At 67.2% G+C, this 19,346-nt stretch carries 21 protein-coding genes and 1 pseudogene; 8 read left to right on the top strand and 14 right to left on the bottom strand.

Features of this window, described 5'->3' with window-relative positions:
- Window position 1 precedes the first annotated feature (1 nt).
- The 4 genes from cydB to CEW88_RS12160 all read left to right on the top strand — a co-directional run bounded on the left by cydB (window position 2) and on the right by CEW88_RS12160 (window position 3,495).
- On the top strand, window positions 2-1,162 hold the full coding sequence (gene cydB / locus CEW88_RS12175; protein WP_108967143.1) for a cytochrome d ubiquinol oxidase subunit II: 1,161 nt from the start codon (window positions 2-4) through the stop codon (window positions 1,160-1,162).
- Between the two features lie 16 nt (window positions 1,163-1,178).
- The gene (cydX, locus tag CEW88_RS12170; RefSeq protein ID WP_108967141.1) at window positions 1,179-1,301 is read left to right on the top strand and encodes a cytochrome bd-I oxidase subunit CydX; all 123 of its coding nucleotides are present in this window, start codon (window positions 1,179-1,181) and stop codon (window positions 1,299-1,301) included.
- Window positions 1,302-1,440: 139 nt separating this feature from the next.
- On the top strand, window positions 1,441-1,893 hold the full coding sequence (locus tag CEW88_RS12165) for an NUDIX hydrolase (RefSeq protein ID WP_108967139.1): 453 nt from the start codon (window positions 1,441-1,443) through the stop codon (window positions 1,891-1,893).
- A 330-nt stretch (window positions 1,894-2,223) separates the two neighbouring features.
- Window positions 2,224-3,495, top strand: coding sequence for a hypothetical protein (locus CEW88_RS12160; protein WP_108967136.1), 1,272 nt, complete (start codon window positions 2,224-2,226; stop codon window positions 3,493-3,495).
- A 12-nt stretch (window positions 3,496-3,507) separates the two neighbouring features.
- On the opposite strand, the gene dtd is transcribed toward CEW88_RS12160, so the two are convergent.
- From dtd to CEW88_RS12145, 3 genes are all read right to left on the bottom strand, one after another.
- Window positions 3,508-3,951, bottom strand: coding sequence for a D-aminoacyl-tRNA deacylase (gene dtd / locus CEW88_RS12155; protein WP_108967134.1), 444 nt, complete (start codon window positions 3,949-3,951; stop codon window positions 3,508-3,510).
- Complete coding sequence (locus CEW88_RS12150) at window positions 3,948-4,859, bottom strand: carbohydrate kinase family protein (RefSeq protein WP_108967132.1); 912 nt, start codon at window positions 4,857-4,859, stop codon at window positions 3,948-3,950. The genes dtd and CEW88_RS12150 overlap by 4 nt, the downstream gene beginning before the upstream one ends.
- A 63-nt stretch (window positions 4,860-4,922) precedes the next feature.
- Window positions 4,923-6,041, bottom strand: coding sequence for a TFIIB-type zinc finger domain-containing protein (locus CEW88_RS12145; RefSeq protein WP_108967131.1), 1,119 nt, complete (start codon window positions 6,039-6,041; stop codon window positions 4,923-4,925).
- A gap of 232 nt (window positions 6,042-6,273) precedes the next feature.
- Here CEW88_RS12145 and CEW88_RS12140 point away from each other — a divergent pair, with 232 nt between their 5' ends.
- The gene (locus CEW88_RS12140; RefSeq protein ID WP_193989036.1) at window positions 6,274-6,888 is read left to right on the top strand and encodes a hypothetical protein; all 615 of its coding nucleotides are present in this window, start codon (window positions 6,274-6,276) and stop codon (window positions 6,886-6,888) included.
- Here CEW88_RS12140 and CEW88_RS12135 read toward each other — a convergent pair.
- From CEW88_RS12135 to CEW88_RS25205, 7 genes and pseudogenes are all read right to left on the bottom strand, one after another.
- Entirely contained in the window at window positions 6,854-7,978 is a 1,125-nt protein-coding gene (locus CEW88_RS12135) for an SPFH domain-containing protein (RefSeq protein WP_108967129.1), read from the bottom strand. The two genes, CEW88_RS12140 and CEW88_RS12135, sit on opposite strands and share 35 nt — an antisense overlap.
- Before the next feature lie 54 nt (window positions 7,979-8,032).
- Window positions 8,033-9,010 carry a DUF2927 domain-containing protein gene (locus CEW88_RS12130; RefSeq protein ID WP_108967127.1) on the bottom strand — a complete coding sequence of 326 codons (978 nt, stop codon included), beginning with the start codon at window positions 9,008-9,010 and terminating at the stop codon, window positions 8,033-8,035.
- 4 nt (window positions 9,011-9,014) lie between these two features.
- Complete coding sequence (locus CEW88_RS12125; protein WP_108967125.1) at window positions 9,015-10,217, bottom strand: toxic anion resistance protein; 1,203 nt, start codon at window positions 10,215-10,217, stop codon at window positions 9,015-9,017.
- Between the two features lie 23 nt (window positions 10,218-10,240).
- Entirely contained in the window at window positions 10,241-11,140 is a 900-nt protein-coding gene (locus CEW88_RS12120; RefSeq protein WP_108967123.1) for a 5-bromo-4-chloroindolyl phosphate hydrolysis family protein, read from the bottom strand.
- A 178-nt stretch (window positions 11,141-11,318) separates the two neighbouring features.
- Complete coding sequence (locus tag CEW88_RS12115; protein ID WP_254694400.1) at window positions 11,319-12,146, bottom strand: hypothetical protein; 828 nt, start codon at window positions 12,144-12,146, stop codon at window positions 11,319-11,321.
- Window positions 12,147-12,263: 117 nt separating this feature from the next.
- A complete protein-coding gene (locus CEW88_RS12110) occupies window positions 12,264-12,458 on the bottom strand; it encodes a hypothetical protein (protein ID WP_108967119.1) in 195 nt (64 codons plus the stop codon).
- A gap of 154 nt (window positions 12,459-12,612) precedes the next feature.
- Window positions 12,613-13,533: pseudogene (locus tag CEW88_RS25205) on the bottom strand (pseudouridine synthase); the annotation flags it as partial.
- Window positions 13,534-13,835: 302 nt separating this feature from the next.
- Between CEW88_RS25205 and CEW88_RS12100 the strand changes: the two are divergent.
- From CEW88_RS12100 to CEW88_RS12090, 3 genes are read left to right on the top strand one after another with little or no spacing between them, the layout of a single operon-like run.
- A complete protein-coding gene (locus CEW88_RS12100) occupies window positions 13,836-14,291 on the top strand; it encodes a nucleoside deaminase (RefSeq protein WP_108967117.1) in 456 nt (151 codons plus the stop codon).
- A gap of 15 nt (window positions 14,292-14,306) precedes the next feature.
- Window positions 14,307-14,852: a pseudouridine synthase gene (locus CEW88_RS12095; protein ID WP_108967115.1), complete on the top strand. Its 546-nt coding sequence runs from the start codon at window positions 14,307-14,309 to the stop codon at window positions 14,850-14,852.
- Window positions 14,853-14,892: 40 nt separating this feature from the next.
- Window positions 14,893-15,552, top strand: a complete 660-nt coding sequence (locus tag CEW88_RS12090) for an SOS response-associated peptidase (protein ID WP_108967113.1) — start codon at window positions 14,893-14,895, stop codon at window positions 15,550-15,552.
- Between the two features lie 6 nt (window positions 15,553-15,558).
- On the opposite strand, the gene CEW88_RS12085 is transcribed toward CEW88_RS12090, so the two are convergent.
- The 4 genes from CEW88_RS12085 to CEW88_RS12070 form a co-directional block, all read right to left on the bottom strand.
- Window positions 15,559-15,891: a hypothetical protein gene (locus tag CEW88_RS12085; protein WP_254694398.1), complete on the bottom strand. Its 333-nt coding sequence runs from the start codon at window positions 15,889-15,891 to the stop codon at window positions 15,559-15,561.
- 141 nt (window positions 15,892-16,032) lie between these two features.
- On the bottom strand, window positions 16,033-17,205 hold the full coding sequence (locus CEW88_RS12080; protein ID WP_108967800.1) for an SAM-dependent methyltransferase: 1,173 nt from the start codon (window positions 17,203-17,205) through the stop codon (window positions 16,033-16,035).
- A complete protein-coding gene (locus CEW88_RS12075) occupies window positions 17,205-17,981 on the bottom strand; it encodes a DUF1365 domain-containing protein (RefSeq protein WP_108967111.1) in 777 nt (258 codons plus the stop codon). The genes CEW88_RS12080 and CEW88_RS12075 overlap by 1 nt, the downstream gene beginning before the upstream one ends.
- Window positions 17,978-19,270, bottom strand: coding sequence for an NAD(P)/FAD-dependent oxidoreductase (locus CEW88_RS12070; protein ID WP_108967109.1), 1,293 nt, complete (start codon window positions 19,268-19,270; stop codon window positions 17,978-17,980). The genes CEW88_RS12075 and CEW88_RS12070 overlap by 4 nt, the downstream gene beginning before the upstream one ends.
- Between the last annotated feature and the right edge of the window lie 76 nt (window positions 19,271-19,346).

The raw sequence follows: 19,346 nt of genomic DNA, 5'->3' as shown, positions 1-19,346 counted from the left end.
CATGATCTTGCATGATCTTATCAGTTTCGAAGTTCTCCGCCTGATCTGGTGGGCGCTGCTCGGCGTGCTGCTGATCGGCTTCGCGCTCACCGACGGCTTTGACATGGGGGTCGGCGCTCTGCTGCCTTTCGTCGGCCAGACCGATGTCGAGCGCCGCGTGGTGATCAACACCATCGGACCCGTCTGGGAGGGCAACCAGGTCTGGTTCATCCTCGGTGGCGGCGCGATCTTCGCCGCCTGGCCGCCGCTCTACGCGGTCAGCTTCTCGGGCTTCTACCTGGCGATGTTCGCCATCCTCGCGGCGCTGATCCTGCGCCCGGTGGGGTTCAAGTATCGCTCCAAGCGCGAGAGTGCGCGCTGGCGCAGCGGCTGGGATTGGGCGCTCTTCGTCGGCGGCGCGGCCCCGGCGCTGCTCTTCGGTGTGGCGGTGGGCAATGTGCTGCTGGGCGTGCCCTTCCACCTGACCGAGGACCTGATGCCGATGTACGACGGTACCTTCTATGGCAAGTTCCTCGGGCTGCTGCGGCCCTTCGCGCTGCTCTGCGGAGTTGTTTCGCTGTCGATGCTGATCATGCACGGCGCGGCCTGGCTCTCGGTGAAGACCAAAGGAATGGTCGCCTTCCGTGCGCAGCGCATCGGCACCGTGGCCGGGATGATTGCCGCCGGTGGGTATGCGCTGGCGGGGCTGTGGTTGGCTTTCGGCATCGACGGCTTCCACATCACCTCGGAGATCGTGACGGACGGCCCCTCGAATCCGCTCTTCAAGCAGGTGGCGCACGAGGGCTCGTGGCTCATGGCCTATGCCGAGCGCCCGTGGATACTGATCGCGCCGATCCTCGGCTTCAGCGGCATGTTTATGGCGGTGCGCGGGTTGCGTGAGGGGTTCGAGGTCTCGACCTTCCTGTGGTCGAAACTGGCGATCCTCGGGGTGATCTCCAGCGTCGGGCTGACCATGTTCCCGTTCATCCTGCCATCGACCGTCGATCCGCGCAGCTCGCTCACAGTCTGGGACAGCTCGTCCTCGCACCTGACGCTCTTTGTCATGCTGGTTGCGACGGTGATCTTCCTGCCGATCATCCTGGCCTACACGGCCTGGGTCTACAAAGTGCTCTGGGGCAAGGTCACCGAGGAAGACGTGACACGCTCGCACAGCGCCTACTGAAACAAGGAGAGACCTTATGTGGTATTTCGCCTGGATCCTCGGCCTCCCGCTGGCGGCGCTCTTCGCGGTGATGAACGCGATGTGGCTAGAACTGCGCGAGGACGCGCGCATGGTGGCCGAAGCCGAAGACGACAACTGATCCCGCCAAGTGCTTCTGCCTGGGGGCGGCCCGGACCGGGTCGCCCTTTGCCGTTTCAGCGTCCCGCATTGTCCGTCGTCACATCCTGGTTACATTGCTCACGTAACAGGCTTGGGTTTCCCAATAGGTATCGGACGGAATGACCTCACTCGGTGAGCAGATCGCGGCGCTTCCCATGCAATGGGACAAGACCGGAAAGCTTCGGGTGCTGATGGTGACCTCGCGCGATACCGGGCGCTGGGTGATGCCCAAGGGCTGGGAGATGGACGGCAAGAAGCCCTGGGCTGCGGCCGAGATCGAGGCGCTCGAGGAAGCGGGGGCCAAGGGGCATATCGGCAAGAAAGAGATCGGCGTCTATCACTACCCGAAGCAGCGCGATGACGGCACGGCGCTGCGCTGCCGTGTGCGGGTCTATCCGATGATCGTCGACACGCTCTCGCGCGACTGGAAAGAGCGCAAGGAACGCAAGCGCAAGTGGTTCACTCCCAAGGCCGCCGCCAAGCGGGTGGACGAGCCCGAGCTTTCCGAGCTGTTGCTCACTCTTTGCGATGCGCCGCACAAGATTCCTCTCATCTCCGCGCTGCTGGGCTGAACTGTCGCCCCGGCGACCATGCGGCATTCCAGCAACGACAGCGTCGCGATCGTGGGCCGTGCGCACCCGTGAGCTCGTTGAATGTGGCGAAAATAAGGTAACCCCGGTGCAGGAGCACGGTCGCCGGTCCCATTACAAGAGCGGCCCGATTCAGGCAGAGCGGTGCGATCTTCGACAAGTGCGGCTACGGCGCGTCCTGACCGGCGCGCCGTGGCCGCCTTGCCACGTCCGGGGCAAATGGTGCCGGGCGGTGGGATCTCTCGCCCTGCGGGATTGTAGGAGAGCGGCGCGTTGCCGCGTGTGTTGAACGAGTGATCGAGGGGAGGAGAGATGCGTGCATCGTCTTTCCGTCTGGGCTGCGGCATTGCGCTGGTCGCGTTGCTGCCCGGATGCATGCAAGTATACACCAACGCGGGTTCGGACCCCGTTGGGACGACCGCGCCGCAGGCCATGCGCCTGCGCGCCGACGGTCGGGGCAAAGTGATCGGAACCTTGGCGCAAAGACCGGGAGCAATTCTGCCCGGGACGCCCTACGCGGCCATCGCGCGTGCGGTGCTGGAGGGCGGCGGCTTCCGGTCGGTCTCCGAGCTGCGCCTGGCCTGGCTGCGTGGCAAGGCCGACGAGTTGGACTGGCTGCCGGATCTCGGCCCGCACCTGTCGCTGGCAGTGCTGGCGCATATGTCGCAGAGCGTTCAGTCCCGGCCCGAGCGCTTCGACACGCCGCGCAAGCAGGCCGAACGCGACCTCGCCCTGGCCGAGATTGACCAGGCCGCGCTGACGCTGGTGGACGGGGCAAACGGGCAGGTCTTCGAGGCGATCGGTCACCATCTCGATGCCGAGGAGGCGCACGCTCGCGCGGACCTGCTCGAGGCGGCCTATCGCGATGTCGCCTCGCTAGACTGGCCGATTGCGCGGGCGGTCGCGGCGGGCCTCGTCCCCGCGCAGCGCCTGCAAGAGCTGCGCGCCCGGGTGGCGTGGCTGCGCGCGGAACGGGTCGATGCCGGGGCAGAGGCGCAGCGCGCCCGCTCCGAGTTGGCGGCGATGGGCGACAGCCGGCTCGGTGGAGTTGCGGGCATCGGCGCGATACGCGAGCTGGTCTCGCCGCCGCTGCTCTCGGAGCTGCAGGCCGGTATCCTGCGCGCCGGAGTCGAGGCGCAGGAACGCCGGACCCTTAACATGCTGTTCGATGGCCTTGATGCGCGCCGCTCGCCCGAGGAACTGGCCGCGCTGGAGGAAGCCTTTGGCTATGACGGCGAGGGCAGCGAGGCGGGGGACTGGGCTCCGCCGACCGCGGGCCCGCGCTGGTCGCCGGTGGAGTCAACCCCGGGCGACTTCGAGATCGCTGCGGTGGCACGGGAGCGCGAGGCCCTACGCATTGGGCTCGGCGAGGCGGAAAAGATGCGGGCTTCGGCCGTGGCGGAGGCAGTTCGCGCAAGGCAGATGGAACGCACCGGGCAGATGACCGCGGCGGAGCTCCTTGGCCCTCTTTCGAGCGCGCTGCGGGCGCAGGAGGAAGAGATCACCCAGAGGTACGCGCTGGCCCGTGCAGTTCTGCGGCTGGCCTACCTGCGCGGGACGCTGGTCGACGGATCGACACTGTGATCCGGCGGGGCTTCAGTCCTCGCTGTCCATCCAGATCGTCACCGGCCCGTCGTTGAGCAGCGCCACCTTCATGTCGGCGCCGAAGCGGCCGGTGGCAGTTGCGATGCCCTGCGCCGCTACGCGCCCGGCGAAATACTCGTAGAGCCGCTCGCCCTCCGCCGGGGCGGCGGCGGCGGAAAAGCCGGGGCGGTTGCCGCGCTGGGTGTCCGCGGCGAGGGTGAACTGGCTGATCACCAGCGCCGCGCCTCCGGTGTCGAGCACCGAGCGGTTCATCCGCCCCTCGTCGTCGCGGAAAATGCGCAGCTTGGCGATCTTGGCGGCAAGCTTGTCGGCCTGCGCCTCGGTGTCGCCCTGCATGGCGCAGATGAGGATCAGCAGGCCCGGGCCGATCTCGCCGACCACCGCGCCTTCGACCGTCACGCTGGCTTCCGAGACGCGTTGGATCAGCGCCCTCATGCGCCGGCCTCCAGTTCGTGCGCCCAGGGCGGGTTGGCGCCGGCGCGGCTGACGGTCACCGCTGCCGCCCGCGCGCCGAGTGCAACCGCCGGGCGCAGTGCGTCGAGGGTGGCCTCGCGCAGGGCGGCGCGGGTCAGCAGGCGGTCCCGCTCCAGCCCCGCCAGCAGCGCTGCGTTGAACGTGTCGCCGGCGCCGACGGTGTCGACGACCGTCGCACGGGTCGCGGGCACGTCGATGCGGCCGCGCGCGGTCACCGCGAGAACGCCCTCGGCACCACGGGTCTCGAGCACAAGCGCGGTGCCGCCCGCGATCAGCGCCTCGGGAGTGGTGCCGAGCCACTCCATGTCCTCGTCCGAGATCTTCACGATATCGGCCCGCGCCAGCATCCCGGCGAGCCGGGTGCGGTAGCGCGCCTCGTCCTTGATGAACCCGGGGCGGATGTTGGGATCGATCATCACCACCCGCTCTCCCGCCCGCGCGCAGAGTGCGGCATAGGTGTCGGCGCAGGGCTCAGACACGAGGCTGATGCCGCCGAAGAAGAGCGCTGAGGTCTCATCCCCGAGCTTGGGAAGGTCAGACTCCGCCAGCATCCGTCCGGCGGTGTTCTCGTCGTAAAAGGCATAGCGCGCGTGCCCGTCGACCAGGGTCACGAAGGCCAGCGTCGTGGGGCGGTCGGAGCGCGGGCAGGCGGCAAAATCCACCTGCGAGGCGGTCAGCGCCTCGGCGAGGATGGTGCCGAAGAGGTCGGTGGACAGGCCCCCGAAATAGCCCGCAGGCGCCCCCAGCCGCCCCAGCGCTATGGCGGTGTTGAACACCGCGCCACCGGCCACCGGGGCAAAGGCGGGCTCGCCGCCGGAGCTGGTCCGGGGCAGCATGTCGATCAGCGACTCGCCACAGCAGAGGATCATCTCGCGCTCCCTCGTGTTCTGAGATGTGTTAGCGCTATACCTAGCGCGGAGCCCCGGTCGCGCTCAATAGCCAATGGGCACCGTGAAGCCGCCACTGCCCTGCGACTGTGACAACATGTAGCCGATCAGCGCTGCGGCGATGGTGCCGAGGATGATCGCCACGGCGATCTTCCAGGCCGACCAGGGGCGCTCGCCCTGCACCCGCCCGGTGGTGCCATTGACCACGAAGCGGTAGGTCTGGCCGCGGAACTTGTAGGCCGCCAGCCAGACCGGCAGCAGCACGTGCTTGAAGGTGACCTCCGAGACCTGCGTGTCGACCGAGGTGATCCGCTGCTGGTCGCCGCCGATGTCGAACTTGATGTCGCGGGTGATCTGCCGGTCCATGAGGTGCCGCGCCTCGACGAAGCCGGCGTCAAGGTCGACCTGGTAGCCCTCGGCGCGGAACCCGGCGAGAAACTCGGGGCGGTAGGGCTCGAGCCGGCTGAGGTCCCAGGGCTCGAGCGCGTCGGTGAAACGCTTGGGCAGCGACTTCGAGGCCAGCACCAGCACGTCGTCAAAGAACCGGGCCACCCGTCCCCGCACCGGGGTCCAGCGCACCTTGGGCACCTGTACCTGCTGGCGCTTGCCATCGCGGATAACGGTATGGGTTTCGTAGTAGACGGTGCCGCGCGCGCCGCTGTACGCGCTGCGGGTCTTGGCGTCGAAGGTCCAGTAGGGCACGTAAATCCCCTGCATCTTGCGACCCTTGCGCGCGTAGTCCCTGAGCCCGTTCGGCGCGAACCAGAGCCGCCCGAGCCAATCGTTCATCGCCTTGTGCGCGGTCGTTTCGTCAAGCGCGAAGGGCAGCACTCCCTTGGGCTTGATTTGCCGGTTGGTGCCGGTATCGGCGACCACTGGCGTCGCGCAGAAAGGGCATTCTGTGGCATGGGCATCTGGGTCAAACTCCACCTCGGCGCCGCAGTTCGGGCATTTGGTGACCCGCAACTCCTCCATCTCCTGCAACGGCAGGAGGTTGTCCATGGCGGCGCGGAAGTCGAGTTCGCGGATGTCGCTTTCCCAAGGACCGGCAGATTCGACCGGCTGGCTGTGGCCGCAGTGGTCGCAGACCAGTTCGTTGGACGCCGGGTCGAAGCGGTAGTCGGCGCCGCATTGTTCGCAGGGAAAACGGTGGGTTTCGTTCATGCCCGAAGGTCCTCCAGATCCGCCTTTTTCCGGCAGGGCCACCCTAGGCGGAGCGAGCGGCGGTGAAAACCGGTTTTGATACGGGGCTCTTGCCCGAAGAGGTTTCGCCGTCCCGTTGCGCGCGCCCCCGCCTTGAGGAAGGCGCGCACACGACAAGTTCACTCTCGGCACTTTTGCATTCCGAGCCGCAGTGTCTACGCTGATGCGCATGCGAGGCACGGCGGAGCAGTACATGCGGAGTTGGACGAAAGGCGCGGGCATTGCGGCGCTTGCGGTGGCGGGCTGGCCGGGCACGGGGCTGGCCTCGGATCTGGCTTGGCGCTTCGAGTGGCGGGGCAACGGCGGCTACGAGATGCGCGGGGCAATCGCCATCGATGCGGCGCTGGCCGAACGCGACTACGTCTATGCCGAGGACGTCGAGTGCTTCATGGTCGATGGCTATTTCGAGGACGAGCCGATCGGTCGTTGGGCGCTCGGGATGAAGACCGACGAAACCAGTTGGTCGCTGACCTTCCGCCCGAAACAGGACGCCTTCGAGGTATTCAGCGAGCAAAGCCCGATGCCGCAGGCGTGGAACATGAACGGCTTCGGCACCGACTGCGGGCGCGAGGGCTTCGGCTTCAACATCGGCAACGCGGCGCAGGACCTGTGCCTGAACGGACGGTTGGTGATCGCCTCGCAAGTGAGCCCCACGCGGCCTTTCCCGGCGACGCGCGACGACGCGGTGAGCTTCCCGGCGGATGCCTGCCTTGCCCCGGCGCTGCTGGGGCAGGCGGAAACGGAGGCGCCGGTGCCCGCCTCCTACAGTCCCGTCACGCTCCCGGTGGAGGCGGCGGCAGAACAGTGAAGAGCTGTGCCAGCTCGGTCACGTCCTCGGCGCGCTTCCAGCCGTCCTGCCCTTGGGTCCAGACATAGCTTTCACGGGTCAGCTGTCCCTCGGTCACCATCCGGCCCATGCGCGCCTTGGAGAAAGGCCCCTGCGTCTCGCCATTCGCAGCCACGTGCCAGACGTGCTCGACCGGCGGCGGCGGCGGGGGAGGCGGAGCGGCGGCAGCACTTTGCTGCGGACGCGCGCCCCACGGCCCTGCCTGAGCGCCGGTCATCGCGCCCCCCATCGCCATGCCCATGCCGGCGCCAAAGCCGGTGCCCATGGCCTGCCCGGCCGCTGATCCCTCGGCCCCCAGCGCCTCGGCAGCCTGGAAGCGGGTGTAGGCATCGAGATCACCGACCACCCCCATCGAGGTGCGCTTGTCGAGCGCCCGTTCCACAGCGTCGGGCAGCGAGATGTTCTCGATGTAGAGCTCGGGCAGGGTGAGCCCGTATTCCGCGATGGTGGCCGAAATGCCCTTGGACAGCATCTGGCCCAGCTCTTGCGTGTTGGCCGCCATGTCGAGCACGGGGATCCCCGAGGAGGCAATGAGGCGTGAGAACTCCTGCACGATGATGTTGCGGATCTGGAAGCTGATCTCGCCCGAGGTGAACTCGCCATCGGTGCCGACGATCTCGACGAGGAATTTCGCCGGATCCGACACGCGCACCGAATAGGTGCCATAGGCCCGCAGCCGCACCGGGCCGAACTCGGGGTCGCGGCAGATGATCGGGTTCTTGGTGCCCCACTTCAGCCCGTTGAAGCGCGTCGTGTTGACGAAATAGACCTCGGACTTGAAGGGCGAGCGGAAGCCGTGATCCCAGTGCTGCAGGCTGGTCATAATCGGCATGTTGTTGGTCTCGAGCATGTAGAGACCCGGGGTAAAGACATCGGCGATCTGGCCCTCGTGGACAAAAACCGCTGCCTGCCCCTCGCGCACCGTCAGCTTGGCGCCATACTTGATCTCGTGCCCCTCGCGCTCGAAGCGCCAGACCATCGTGTCGCGGGTGTCATCCGTCCAGTGGATGACGTCGATGAACTGTCCCGAGAGGAAATCCAAAATACCCATGATCGTCTCCTGTCTTGGTCTGACCTTGTGGTGGCCCGTCGTCTTGACCCGCTCTCAGCTCGGCCCGAGCCCGCCGGTGAGCTGCGCGGCAAGCTCCGCCACGATCGGCCGCGTGGCGGCGGCATCCATGCCGGGCTTGAGTTGGGGGTCATAGAGGATTTTCAGCATCTTCTCGTCCATGCTGGTGAGCAGGGCGAACTCGTCGTCGTCATTGAAGATCGAAGGCCGCGCCTCGGGGCTGTCGTTGCCAAGGCCGAGACCCTGCGCCACCTCCTCGTGCACGCAGGAGCGGCGCAGCAGATCGGGGTGCTCGGAGCGGATCACCGCGATCGCCTGGCCGTAGGCATAGCCGCCCGGTTCCTCGGAGAAGGCGATGACGAGGCAGTGGATCTCGCGCGGGAGGTTGTCGAAGACCGACAGCGCGGTGGGGTTCACGTCGGGCACGAGTTGCTTGATGCGCGGGGCGACGTCGGCCTTGTCGTCCTGCGACATGAAGAGCACGTGGAAGTTGGGTCGATTGGTCGACATGGAAATCGGGTGGCCGGTGATCTTGGCGAGCCTGCTGACATAGGAGCCGAGCATGTTGCTGTCGGTCACCTTTTGGTCTTCCGGCACGTGCGCGCCGAATTCGATCGAGACCCGCACCGGTTGTTCCCATTTCTTCACGCGGCCTAGCTCGCCGCGCGAGGGTTTCAGCCCCTCGCCGCGGGCGTATTCCTCGGCCAGCGCGATGCGTTCGAAGTTGCGCGCCAGCATGGTGTCGGTGATCGGGGTGTCGGGACCGCCGCCATCGGTGCGCAGCAGCCCCTGCGAGAGCAGGTCCGCCTGCACCCTCGCGTAATAAACCTCGAGATCGTAGCTCGCGAGGGATTGGCGCGGGGTGGCGATCGCGGCCGGCGGTTCGGGCCTCAGCCCCGACGGGCGGGGCTGGGGCATCACGCCGGTGCTGCGCGGTGCAAGGGCGGAACTGTCGCAGGCCGCGAGGCCCGCGCAAACCAAGATACCCAGTACGAAACGAGCCCACCTCCGCATATGGTCACGACCCCGCGGGAACCGAGGTCGCCGCCACGTCGCCGGTGCCGGTGGAGCGCGCCTTGGCCGAGGCCAGCGTGTCGCGCAGCTCGGCCTCCATGTGCTTGAGATCCTGCTCTGCCTTGGCGCGGCGCGCCTTGCCTTCGTCGGCGATGCGCAAGCTGTCCTCGATCGTGGCGATCAGGTCGGCATTGGCCTCCTTGACCGACTCGATGTCGAAAACGCCGCGCTCCATCTCGGTGCGGATGGCGGCGTTGCTCTCGCGCAGGTTCTTGGCATTCGAGGTGAGCAACTCGTTGGTCAGGTCGTTGGCGTCGCGCACGGCGGCGGCGGCCTCGGACGAGCGCTGGATGGTCACCGCCTGCGCCAGCTGGGTTTCCCAGAGCGGCACGGTGTTGACCAGCGTGGAGTTGATCTTGGTGACGAGGCTCTTGTCGTTTTCCTGCACCAGCCGGATCGAGGGCAGCGACTGCATGGTCACCTGCCGCGTCAGCTTGAGGTCATGCACGCGGCGCTCGAGATCGTCGCGGGCGGCACGCAGGTCGCGCAGTTCCTGCGCTTTCATCACCTTCTGATCCTCGGACGCGGCCTCGACGGCCGCTTCGCGGGCGGGAATGCCGGTGGCGTCGATTTCCTGGAGCTTCTTCTCGCCGGCGGCGATGTAGAGCGCCAACTCGTCGTAGAAGTTCAGGGTCTTGATATAGAGCATATCCAGGGACTTGATGTCCTTGAGCAGCGTATGCTCGTGCTTTTGGAGGTTGTCGGTGATCTTGTCGATCTGGGTCTGCACCTCTTCGTAGCGGGCGGTGAACTTGGCCATTGGGGCGGCCTTGCCGATCAGCTTCTCCCACCAGCTGCGCTTGCGGCGCACGTCCAGTTCCGAAACCGAGAACCCGCGGATGGTGGTGACGATGTCGCGCAGGCTGTCGCCCGCCGGGCCGACGTCCTTGTTGCGCACGTCGGAAAGCATCGCCTGGCTGATCTCCTGCAGCTCGGCCTGGGCGGCGGAACCGAAGGAGACGATCGACTGGGTGTCATCCATGTCGATCTCGTCCATGCGCGCGCGGATCTCCTCGGTCACCTCGGGGGAGGCCGCCTCGAAGCTCTCAACCTCATCCGCGGGCTTGGGGTCGGGCAGGATCACAGCATTCACCTCTTCCACCAGTGCCAGCTCCTGCTGGGCCTTGGTTCTCACATTCTCGGACATCGGACTTCCTCCGTGACTGTCTCTCATTCAGGCTTTTTCAGTCGCACGCCTTCGCGCTGCAACCTGTCGCGCAGCACGTCGATTTCCACCGTAAGATCGGCATTGTTATCCAGCAGGAGCTTCTGGTTCTTCTGGCCGAAGCTCTCTTCGAGGTCGGTCAGCAACATCATGAAATCGGATTTCGCACCACGGTCCTGGGTGCGGCTGTAGATGTCGGCGAATTTCACCGCGGCGTCGCGCGCGCCCATCAGGTACACGCCCAGGTACTTGCGCGCGGCGGTCAGGTCGCGCGGGTCTTCCTCGACGGTGCGGATGAGGTCCTTGGCTTTGGAATGGAAGCGCTGCACGCGCGCCTCGACCTGGCGGTCGCCAGCGCGGCGCACCGCGTCCTCCATGGCGGTAAGATAGGTCTCCGCGTCGTCCACAACCTTGGCAACGCGGTCCTGCTGGAAGGTGTCGACGCCTTCCATGCCCTTGTGCTTCATCGGATCGATGCCGAAGGCGCCGATGTGCAACGCAAAGGCCGACAGGCCGTAGAGCACCGGGGCGACCATGCCGGGATCGGTCTTGAGGGCGGCGAGGCCGACGCCGACACCGGCGCAGACCGCGGCGAAGAATTTCCGGGGAATCGCCGGGCGGCGGGCGATCTTGCGCTCGTCGTAGGCGGCCTGGGCACGCAGCCCGTCGCGCAGCAGCCAGGCGCCCAGCAAAAGCACGCCGGCACCGACCAGCCCGACCGCCAGCCCGGCGGCGCCGGACGTGAGCGAGGTCGCGGCAAGGATGATGGGCGGCACAAAGAGCACGTTCGAGCGTGCGCCAACGGGATCGACGCGCGCGCCATGGTAGAGCGGGCGCTCGTCCTGCGTCTTGCCGTCGGTGGAAGACCCGTCGGGGCTGTACTTTCCGCCGTAGCGTTGTGCCAAGGTCAGAGCCCTCCCAGCCAGCCGGAAGTGACTCCGAAGAGAAGCACGATCAGCAGCACGTAGGCCACCTTGCGCAAGCCCTTGTCGGTCATGATGGTCCCCGCAAGCTCTCTCGGTTCAACAAGAACCTAAGCGGTTCGCAGGGTACTTGCTAGGGGGGAGTTCCGGTAGGGAAGCCTCAGGCGACCTGCTTGTCGACCATCCGGTTCCACAGAAGCTCCGCTTCGACGTCGTAGGCGTCGCGGCCCTGCTCGGCGCCTGCCTTGCGCAGGCGGTCCTCGAAGGCTTCGCCGAGGGCGGTCAGCCGACCGAGGTAGCGCCGCCGCGCCCGAAGGCGGTCGTCGGTGTTCCAGGCGTCGATCAGCCGGGCGTTCTCCTTGCCAAGAAGGTCGAGGAAGCGCGCCACGGGCTTGCGCAGGCGGCGTGCGGCAAGCGGATCCTGCGATATCGCGTGCAGCAGCCCCATCACCCCGCACTGAAGGGCTTCGGCACGGCGGCTGAGCTCTGCATCGCCAAGCGCGGCAACATCGGCCACGGCGACGGTGATCGCCGCGTCGATCCGGTCGAGCGTCTCTTGGGTGCGCAGCTGGCGGAGCTCCTCGCCGGGGGCGCCTTCCTTGTCGGTGAGCGGATCTCTGCCGAAGGCGGCGACGCCGAGCCCGAAGCCGAGCACGCCGAGCCCGAAGGGCATCACCAGGGAGACGAAATGGTGCCCGGCGAGAATCATCACAAGCAGGCCAAGCAGCGCCGACCCGATCATCTTGCGGGGCAGGCGCGGGGCCTTGGCGCTCTCTGCGGCATCATAGGCCGCGGCAATGGTCGCGCCGCGGTGGATCAGCCGCACCGCCACAGCGAAGAGCGAAAGCATCAGCACGGCGGTGAATGCGGTGGCGGGCGGGCCCTGGAAGAGCAGCAGCAGCAGCGGGAAGACCGCGAGCATCAGGACGCCAATGCCGGATTCGAGCGGGCCGGGGGATTGGGGCTGCTGGCGAGAAGGTCGTGTCATTCTCATGCTCAGGTCCGTGGTTGGGTCCATGGTATGACGGCCGCGGGTCTCTGACCGGGCAACCGGGAAGGGGGCGGCACCGTCAGGCGGCGCGCGCTTGGTCGGGACGGGGCCGGGTCATACATACCCAAGCAGGAAGATCATCAGCCAGAGCAGCCCGAAGGCCAGTTTCGCGCCCAATGTGCCACTGGCGCGGGCGCGGGAGGTGGCGTCGGCCAGCGCGCGGAAGGTGTCGATCGCGACAACGCGGATATTGCCCAGAACGAGGGCAGAGGTCGCGGCAAGGATGGTCAGGGCGAGAAGTGTGCTCATGCCCCTGAGATTGTCGCCGAATCCGGGCGAAATGAGGGCGTCATCCCGCCCAATCCGTGAAAACTTCTTGAGCGTTAACGGCGCATTAGGACAAGAATGACCGCATTTGGGCGCCTGCGCCCGCCTGCCGCCGCATTCGCTTTCGTCAGGAGCGTTTCTTGGGCGGTGGACCGCGGCGCTGGCGCTGGGGCGCTGGCTTGTCGGGTTTCGCGCCCTCCAGCCCGAGCTGGTCGCGTACAACCTTGGGACGGAGCTCCTGCACCTCACCTTCCTTCAGTTCGCCGAGCTGGAACGGCCCGTAGGACACGCGGATCAGCCGGTTCACCGTCAGGCCGATATCGGCCATGGCGCGGCGGATCTCGCGGTTCTTGCCTTCGCGCAGGCCGACGGTCAGCCAGGCATTGGCGCCCTGTTGGCGGTCGAGGGTGACCTCCATCGGCTGGAACTTCTGGCCCTCCACCATGATGCCCGCGCGCAGCGGCTTCAGCATGTCCTCGGTGGGCGAGCCGTTCACCCGCACGCGGTACTTGCGCAGCCAGCCGGTCGAGGGCAGCTCGAGCTTGCGCTTGATGCCGCCGTCGTTGGTCAGCAGCAGCAGCCCCTCGGAGTTGAGGTCGAGCCGCCCGATGCTCATCACCCGCGGCAGATCCTCGGGCAGCCGGTCGAAGATCGTCTCGCGGCCCTTCTCGTCGCTGGTGGTGGTCACGAGGCCGACAGGCTTGTGATAGAGCCAGAGGCGCGGTGCCTCGGGCGCGGCCAGCGGCACGCCGTCGACGGTGATCCGGTCCTTCGCGGTGACGTTGAGCGCGGGACTCTCCAGCACCTTGCCGTTCACCGACACGCGGCCCTCCTCGATCATCTTCTCCGCCTCGCGGCGGCTGGCGACCCCGGCGCGGGCCAGCACCTTGGCGATGCGGCCGTCCTCGGTGGCGATCGGCGTGCCGGTCGGCCGAGGCTCGGGCGCAGGCTTCGGGCCGGGACGGGCACCGCGGGGGGCGGGCGTCGCACCGGGCTTGCCGCCCGCTTTGAAACCGCCGCGCGGAGCGCTTGCGTACTCTGCCTCGTCGCGGACGATGCCGCGGCCCTTGGGCTTGGTGGCGGGCTTACCGGCCGGTTTGCCGAACGTTTTGCCCTCGGGCTTTGCGCCGCGCGCACCGCCTGCAAATTCACCCTTCGGTCCGCCCTTGAATCCTGGCCTGGCGCCGGGCTTCGAACCGGCTTTCGGAGCAGCCTTCGGACCCGTGCTGGCACGGGACTTGGGACCGGAGGGTTTGGCGGGGCGCGACGGGGGTTTGCTCATGCCTTTCGCCATACTGCATCGGCGGGGCCGGGGGAAGCCGACTCGCCAAGCGCCGCGCTTCGCGCTAAGCGAGCGGGATGAAATTTCGCTCTCACATGGATCAGGCGCTGGCCGAGGCGCGCGCGGCCGCCGCCCGCGGCGAGGTGCCGGTGGGCGCCGTCATCGTCTCGCCCGCGGGCGAGGTGCTGGCCTCGGCTGGCAACCGCACGCGCGAGCTGAACGATCCCACTGCCCATGCCGAGGTTCTGGCCCTGCGCGCCGCATGTGCCGTGCTCGGCTCGGAACGGCTGCCCGAGCATGATCTCTACGTGACGCTGGAGCCGTGCCCGATGTGCGCCGCGGCGATCTCCTTCGCCCGCATCCGGCGGCTCTACTACGGCGCGTCTGACCCCAAGTCCGGCGGCGTGGCGCAGGGCGCGCGCGTCTACGCGCATCCGCAGTGCCACCATGTGCCCGAGGTCTACGACGGGCTCGCCGCCCCCGAGGCCGAGATGCTGCTGAAAGAGTTCTTTGCCGCGCGCAGGGAGGTGTGAGATGGGAGGCGTGACATGGCCCGGGTGATCCTTCTCAACAAGCCATTCAACGTGTTGTCGCAATTCACCGACAAGGGCACCGAAGGCAGCGCGCGCGAGACGCTGTCGAGCTATGTGAAGGTGCCGGGCGTCTACCCCGCGGGACGGCTCGATCGCGACAGCGAGGGCCTGCTGATCCTCACCGACGACGGCAAGCTGCAGGCGCGCATCTCGAACCCGAAGTTCAAGCAGCCCAAGACCTACCTCGTGCAGGTCGAGGGCACGCCGACCGAGGCGCAGCTCGCGCAGCTGCGCAAGGGCGTGGAGCTCAAGGATGGCATAACCCGCCCGGCCGAAGTGCGCCTGATCCCCGAACCCGAGCTCTGGCCGCGCACCCCGCCGGTGCGCTTCCGGAAATCGGTGCCCGATGCCTGGATCGAGCTGAAGATCACCGAGGGGCGCAACCGGCAGGTGCGGCGGATGACGGCGCATGTGGGGCTGCCCTGCCTGCGGCTGGTCCGCTGGGCGGTGGGGGCCTGGACGCTCGACGGCATCCCGCCGGGCGAATGGCGCGACATCTGAGGGGCTGGCGCGCAGCCCGCGGCGCGCTACCCTAGCGCACATGTGCGGACGTTTCGCGGTCACCCTTCCTGACGATGCCATGGCCAAGATCTTCGAGGCCATGCCCGGCAATGACTTGCCGCCTGTGCCCAATTACAACGTTTGCCCAACGAACGACGTCCACGTGATCCGCTCCGAGGACGGCACGCGGCTGCTTGTCTCGATGCGCTGGGGCTTCATCCCGCAGTGGTACAAGGCGCCCAATGACGGCCCACTTCTGATCAACGCCCGCGCCGAGACCATCGCCGAAAAGCCCGCCTTCCGCGGCGCCTGCCGCGCGCGCCGCTGCCTGATCCCGGCGAGCGGCTTTTACGAATGGACCAGGACCGAGGATGGCAAGCGCCTGCCGTGGTACATCGCGCCGGTCCGGGGTGAGGTGCTGGCCTTCGCCGGCATATGGCAGGACTGGGAGCGCGAGGGACAGGGCTTTCGCACCTGCGCCATTGTCACCACCAGCGCCAATGCCGAGATGGCGCAGGTGCATCACCGAATGCCGGTGATCCTGCAGCCGAAGGACTGGGGCCTCTGGCTGGGCGAGGAGGGGCGGGGCGCGGCCACGCTGATGAAGGCTGCGCCCGACGCGTCGCTCCAGGTGCACAGGGTCGACCCGGCGGTCAATTCCAACCGTGCCGAGGGGCCGGAGCTGATCGAGCCGATCTGAGCCGGATCAGGAGTTGTTCTCGAGTTCGAGCGGCGCCGGATTCACGTAGTCGATGTAGCCGGCGGCGGCGCTTTCGGCATCGTGGGTGTCGCCGAAGGCGCCCTGCATCCCGTCGGTCACTTCCAGCGCAAAGCTCTCGCCCGGCTGCAACACGCCAGAATCCCAACTCGCGTCGGTGGCCGTGGCCGACATGGGGATGGAAGACTCGTTCACGAAATTGATCACGTCCCCAACCGAGACGTAGATCTCATCGGGAAAGTAGCCCAGCCCCATCATCTTCACTTCTTGCTCGGCGGCGACCAGCGGCCCAGCGACACCCGCCAGAAGAAACAATGACATTCCAAAATTGCGCACCATGTCGGGATCCTCGCGCGGCATGAACCTTCGGGGCGCCATCCGCCCCGCCGGTACACAGCCGTAGTTCCCAACTGGGGCGAAATTGGGCCGCTTGAGGGCAATAACCGTGGCGCTGCGGCTGGGTCAGGCCTCGTTCGCGTGGCGCATCTCGACCTGCACCACATCGGTGCGGCCGCTGGCGAAGGTGGCAGCGCAGGCATCGAGGTAGAATTGCCAACTGCGCAGGAAGCTCTCGCCGTAGCCGAGGCTCTCGATTCGCTTGCGCTGGCGCAGCAGCCCGCTCTTCCAGATCCGGCACGTCCGCGCATAGTCCTGCCCAAAGGCGAAGCTTTCGCGCAGCACCAACCCAGCCTTTTGCGCCTCTCGCGCCAGCACCGCGTTACAGGGCAGCATGCCCCCCGGAAAGGTGTGCTGGCGGATGAAGTCGGTGCGCTTGCGGTAGAGCGAGAACTCGGCGTCCTGCACGGTGATCGCCTGCAACACGGCGCGGCCGCCCTCGGCCAGCCGGTCCTTGATGGTCGAGAAATAGACCGGCCAGTAACGCTCGCCCACCGCCTCGATCATCTCGATCGACACGATGTTGGCAAAGCGCCCTTGCGTTGCTCGGTAGTCCTGCAAGCGAATCTCGGCGCGCCCGTCGAGGCGGGCGTCGGCATAGCCTTTCTGGCTGGGCGAGAGAGTGATGCCGGTCACCTGGCGTCCCTGTTCCGCCGCGCGTTCGGCAAAGCCGCCCCAGCCGCAGCCGATCTCCAGCACCGAGGGCGCGTCGTTCAGCCGTGACAGGATGCGGTCGTACTTGCGGTCTTGCGCGCGGGGCAGGGCCTCGTCGCCTTCGCCGTCCGCGAAAAGCGCCGAGGAGTAGGTCATGCCCGGATCGAGCCACAGCTGGTAGAACTCGTTGCCCACGTCGTAATGCGCCCGGATGTTGCGCGACGAGCCGCTCAGGCTGTTGGCGCGCAGCACCCGGTCGATCAGCCGGAAGCGCAAACGGGCCAGCGGACCGGGGGTGACGTAGTGCTCCACCACATCCAGGTTGTCGAGCACCAGGCGGATCAGCCGCTCAGGGTTCGAGCTGTGCCAGAGGCCCGCCACATAGGTCTCGCCAAGCGCCACCTCGCCGCGTGTCGCCAAGGCCGGCAGCAGCGCCCAATCGTGGATATGGATGTCCGCTTCGGGCCCGGTGTCGCCAAAGCGGTGACGGGTGCCCTCGGGGGTGATCAGGGTGAGTTGGCCTGTCTCGATGCGCTCGAGCGTCGAAAGGAAGCGGCGTTTCATCAGGGCGGTTACGGGCAGGATCATTGGCTGACCTCGTTTTCGGGCGGCGAGGGAAGCGGACGGTAGTCCGCCCCCTTCAGTTTCAGGCGGAGCGCATTCCAGTAGATGAGCACAATCACGCGAATCGTGCCACCGGGACGCTTGAGCGCCGCGCCGAGCAGGCGCTTCGGCGTGGCGGCGGCGAAATCGCCGTGCATCGTTGCGATCAGCCCCTCGGCGCCATCGATCTGGTGGATCGCGATGGCCGTGGCGGCGGGGCTGATGGCGAAGCGGAAGAGATACTTGCCGCGCACGTCCTGAAAGGGCGAGACATGGAAGACCTTGGTCGCGGTCAACTCGTCTCCGGCGCGGATCGGCGCGAAGCCGGCATGATGGCACAGGTAGCTGTGGCGCTGGCCAAAGGTGTTGCTCACTTCGGCAATCACCGCCAACAGCTCATCGCCGCGCAGCGCCAGCCAGAAGGACACAGGGCAGAACCAGTAGCCGAGAAAACGCGGCTGGGTCATCAGCGCCACGGTCGTGCGTTCGAGTCCCGCGCTCGCAAACACCTTGCGCGCCCAGGCTGCGCCTTCGCCGGCACCGCGAGCCCCGCCGTGATCGCGGTCATGCAGCGCGAAGAGGTTGAAGCTATTGCGCGAGAAGAAGGTGCGTCGCCGCACCCGCTCGGGATCGAGCAGCAGGTAATCGACCTTGTAGGCAAAGGCATGATGGATGCCGCCGCGCCGCGCGTGGGTGACCCGGGCGGGCAGGTGCAGCAGCTCGCCGCCTTCGAGCTGGGCCGCGAGGCTGGCGCTCATGCGGCCACCGCGGCGGGCAGCATCTGCCGGGCGATGCGCACGGCGCTGGCGAATCCGTCCTCGTGAAAGCCGTTGCGCAGCCAGGCGCCAGCGTACCAGCTTCGGTTCTGCCCCTGCAGCGCGGCGATCTTCCCTTGGGCGTCGAGCGCGCCCAGATCGAACACAGGGTGGCGGAAGGTGTTCTGGTCGTAGATCAGTTCGTCGGGAATATCCTGCTGCGGATTGAGCGTGACGAACATCGGGTCGCTGTCGGGAATGCCCTGCAGCCGGTTCATCCAGTAAGTTACGCCGACGGGCACGTCGGCCGGAGCCCCGGGTTCGCTGCGGAATACCCAGGAGCTCCAGCACCGGCGGCGGTTCGGCATGAGCCGGGCATCCCGGTGCAGCACGGCATGGTTGTCCTGGAACTTCACCGCCCCGAGCGCGCGACGTTCATCGGCACTGGCCGCTTCCAGAAGCGAGAGGGCGACATCGGCGTGACAGGCAAAAACCACCTGGTCGAAGGTCTCGGGGGCCTCGCCGTCGGTCATCACCTGCACGTGGCGGTCATCCCGCGTCACCTGACGCACCGGGGTGCCGGGACGCAGCGACACCTGCCGCGCCTCGAGCGCGTCGGCAAGGCGCGAGACATAGCTCTGGCTGCCGCCGGAAACCGTCCACCACTGGTGCTGGCCGCCTGCCGAGAGCAACGCGTGGTTGCGCAGGAAGCGCATCAGCGCCTGCGCCGGGAAGTCGCCAATGCGCGCCGAGGGTGTGGACCAGATTGCGCCGCAGATCGGGTAGAGATACCGCTCGCGGAAGGCGCCGCCGAGGCCCATGATGTCCAGCAGCTCGCTGATCGAGGCATCCGGGCGCGCCTCGGCCACCGCCTCGGCCCGCTGGTTGAACCGCAGGATGTCGCGGATCATCGCGTAGAAGCCGGGCCGTGCGAGGTTGCTGCGCTGGCCGAAAAGCGCGTTCCCCGAGCGCAGCGCATACTCCAGTCGCCCGCCATCCAAAGAGACGCCGAAGCTCATGTCGCTGCGCTGCACCGGCACGTCGAGATCGCGGAAGAGCGCTGTCAGATGCGGGTAGTTGGCGTAGTTGAAAACGATGAAACCCGTGTCCACCGGCTGGTCGCCGTAGCGCCCGGCGACAACCGTGCGGGCATGGCCGCCAAGTCGGGGTGCCGCCTCGTAAAGCGTGACGCGGCAGCGATGAGACAAGAGCCATGCGGTGGCGAGGCCCGAGATGCCCCCGCCAATCACCGCAACGCGCTGGGGAACTCCGAAAGACAGGTCTAGGGCCACGCAAACCTCCGCCGCGAAAACTGGACATATTATTCTTACGCACGCGGATCCCAAATGGATCACCAAAGCCTTGTGA

The organism is Alloyangia pacifica, from assembly GCF_003111685.1.
GTDB classification, from domain to species: Bacteria; Pseudomonadota; Alphaproteobacteria; order Rhodobacterales; family Rhodobacteraceae; genus Salipiger; species Salipiger pacificus_A.
The sequence above is the reverse complement of the archived record's forward strand: the minus strand, read 5'-3'. Positions and strand labels throughout refer to the sequence as shown.

Bases quoted from the DNA above. Each gene is read 5' to 3' on its own strand.
- CEW88_RS12100 (WP_108967117.1), top strand. From the start codon at position 13,836: ATGAAATTTCGCTCTCACATGGATCAGGCGCTGGCCGAGGCGCGCGCG.
- CEW88_RS12130 (WP_108967127.1), bottom strand. From the start codon at position 9,010: ATGCGGAGGTGGGCTCGTTTCGTACTGGGTATCTTGGTTTGCGCGGGC.
- CEW88_RS12090 (WP_108967113.1), top strand. From the start codon at position 14,893: ATGTGCGGACGTTTCGCGGTCACCCTTCCTGACGATGCCATGGCCAAG.
- cydX (WP_108967141.1), top strand. From the start codon at position 1,179: ATGTGGTATTTCGCCTGGATCCTCGGCCTCCCGCTGGCGGCGCTCTTC.
- CEW88_RS12160 (WP_108967136.1), top strand. From the start codon at position 2,224: ATGCGTGCATCGTCTTTCCGTCTGGGCTGCGGCATTGCGCTGGTCGCG.
- CEW88_RS12145 (WP_108967131.1), bottom strand. From the start codon at position 6,041: ATGAACGAAACCCACCGTTTTCCCTGCGAACAATGCGGCGCCGACTAC.
- CEW88_RS12135 (WP_108967129.1), bottom strand. From the start codon at position 7,978: ATGGGTATTTTGGATTTCCTCTCGGGACAGTTCATCGACGTCATCCAC.
- CEW88_RS12085 (WP_254694398.1), bottom strand. From the start codon at position 15,891: ATGTCATTGTTTCTTCTGGCGGGTGTCGCTGGGCCGCTGGTCGCCGCC.
- CEW88_RS12075 (WP_108967111.1), bottom strand. From the start codon at position 17,981: ATGAGCGCCAGCCTCGCGGCCCAGCTCGAAGGCGGCGAGCTGCTGCAC.
- dtd (WP_108967134.1), bottom strand. From the start codon at position 3,951: ATGAGGGCGCTGATCCAACGCGTCTCGGAAGCCAGCGTGACGGTCGAA.
- CEW88_RS12150 (WP_108967132.1), bottom strand. From the start codon at position 4,859: ATGATCCTCTGCTGTGGCGAGTCGCTGATCGACATGCTGCCCCGGACC.
- CEW88_RS12140 (WP_193989036.1), top strand. From the start codon at position 6,274: ATGCGGAGTTGGACGAAAGGCGCGGGCATTGCGGCGCTTGCGGTGGCG.
- cydB (WP_108967143.1), top strand. From the start codon at position 2: ATGATCTTGCATGATCTTATCAGTTTCGAAGTTCTCCGCCTGATCTGG.
- CEW88_RS12165 (WP_108967139.1), top strand. From the start codon at position 1,441: ATGACCTCACTCGGTGAGCAGATCGCGGCGCTTCCCATGCAATGGGAC.
- CEW88_RS12125 (WP_108967125.1), bottom strand. From the start codon at position 10,217: ATGTCCGAGAATGTGAGAACCAAGGCCCAGCAGGAGCTGGCACTGGTG.
- CEW88_RS12115 (WP_254694400.1), bottom strand. From the start codon at position 12,146: ATGACACGACCTTCTCGCCAGCAGCCCCAATCCCCCGGCCCGCTCGAA.
- CEW88_RS12095 (WP_108967115.1), top strand. From the start codon at position 14,307: ATGGCCCGGGTGATCCTTCTCAACAAGCCATTCAACGTGTTGTCGCAA.
- CEW88_RS12110 (WP_108967119.1), bottom strand. From the start codon at position 12,458: ATGAGCACACTTCTCGCCCTGACCATCCTTGCCGCGACCTCTGCCCTC.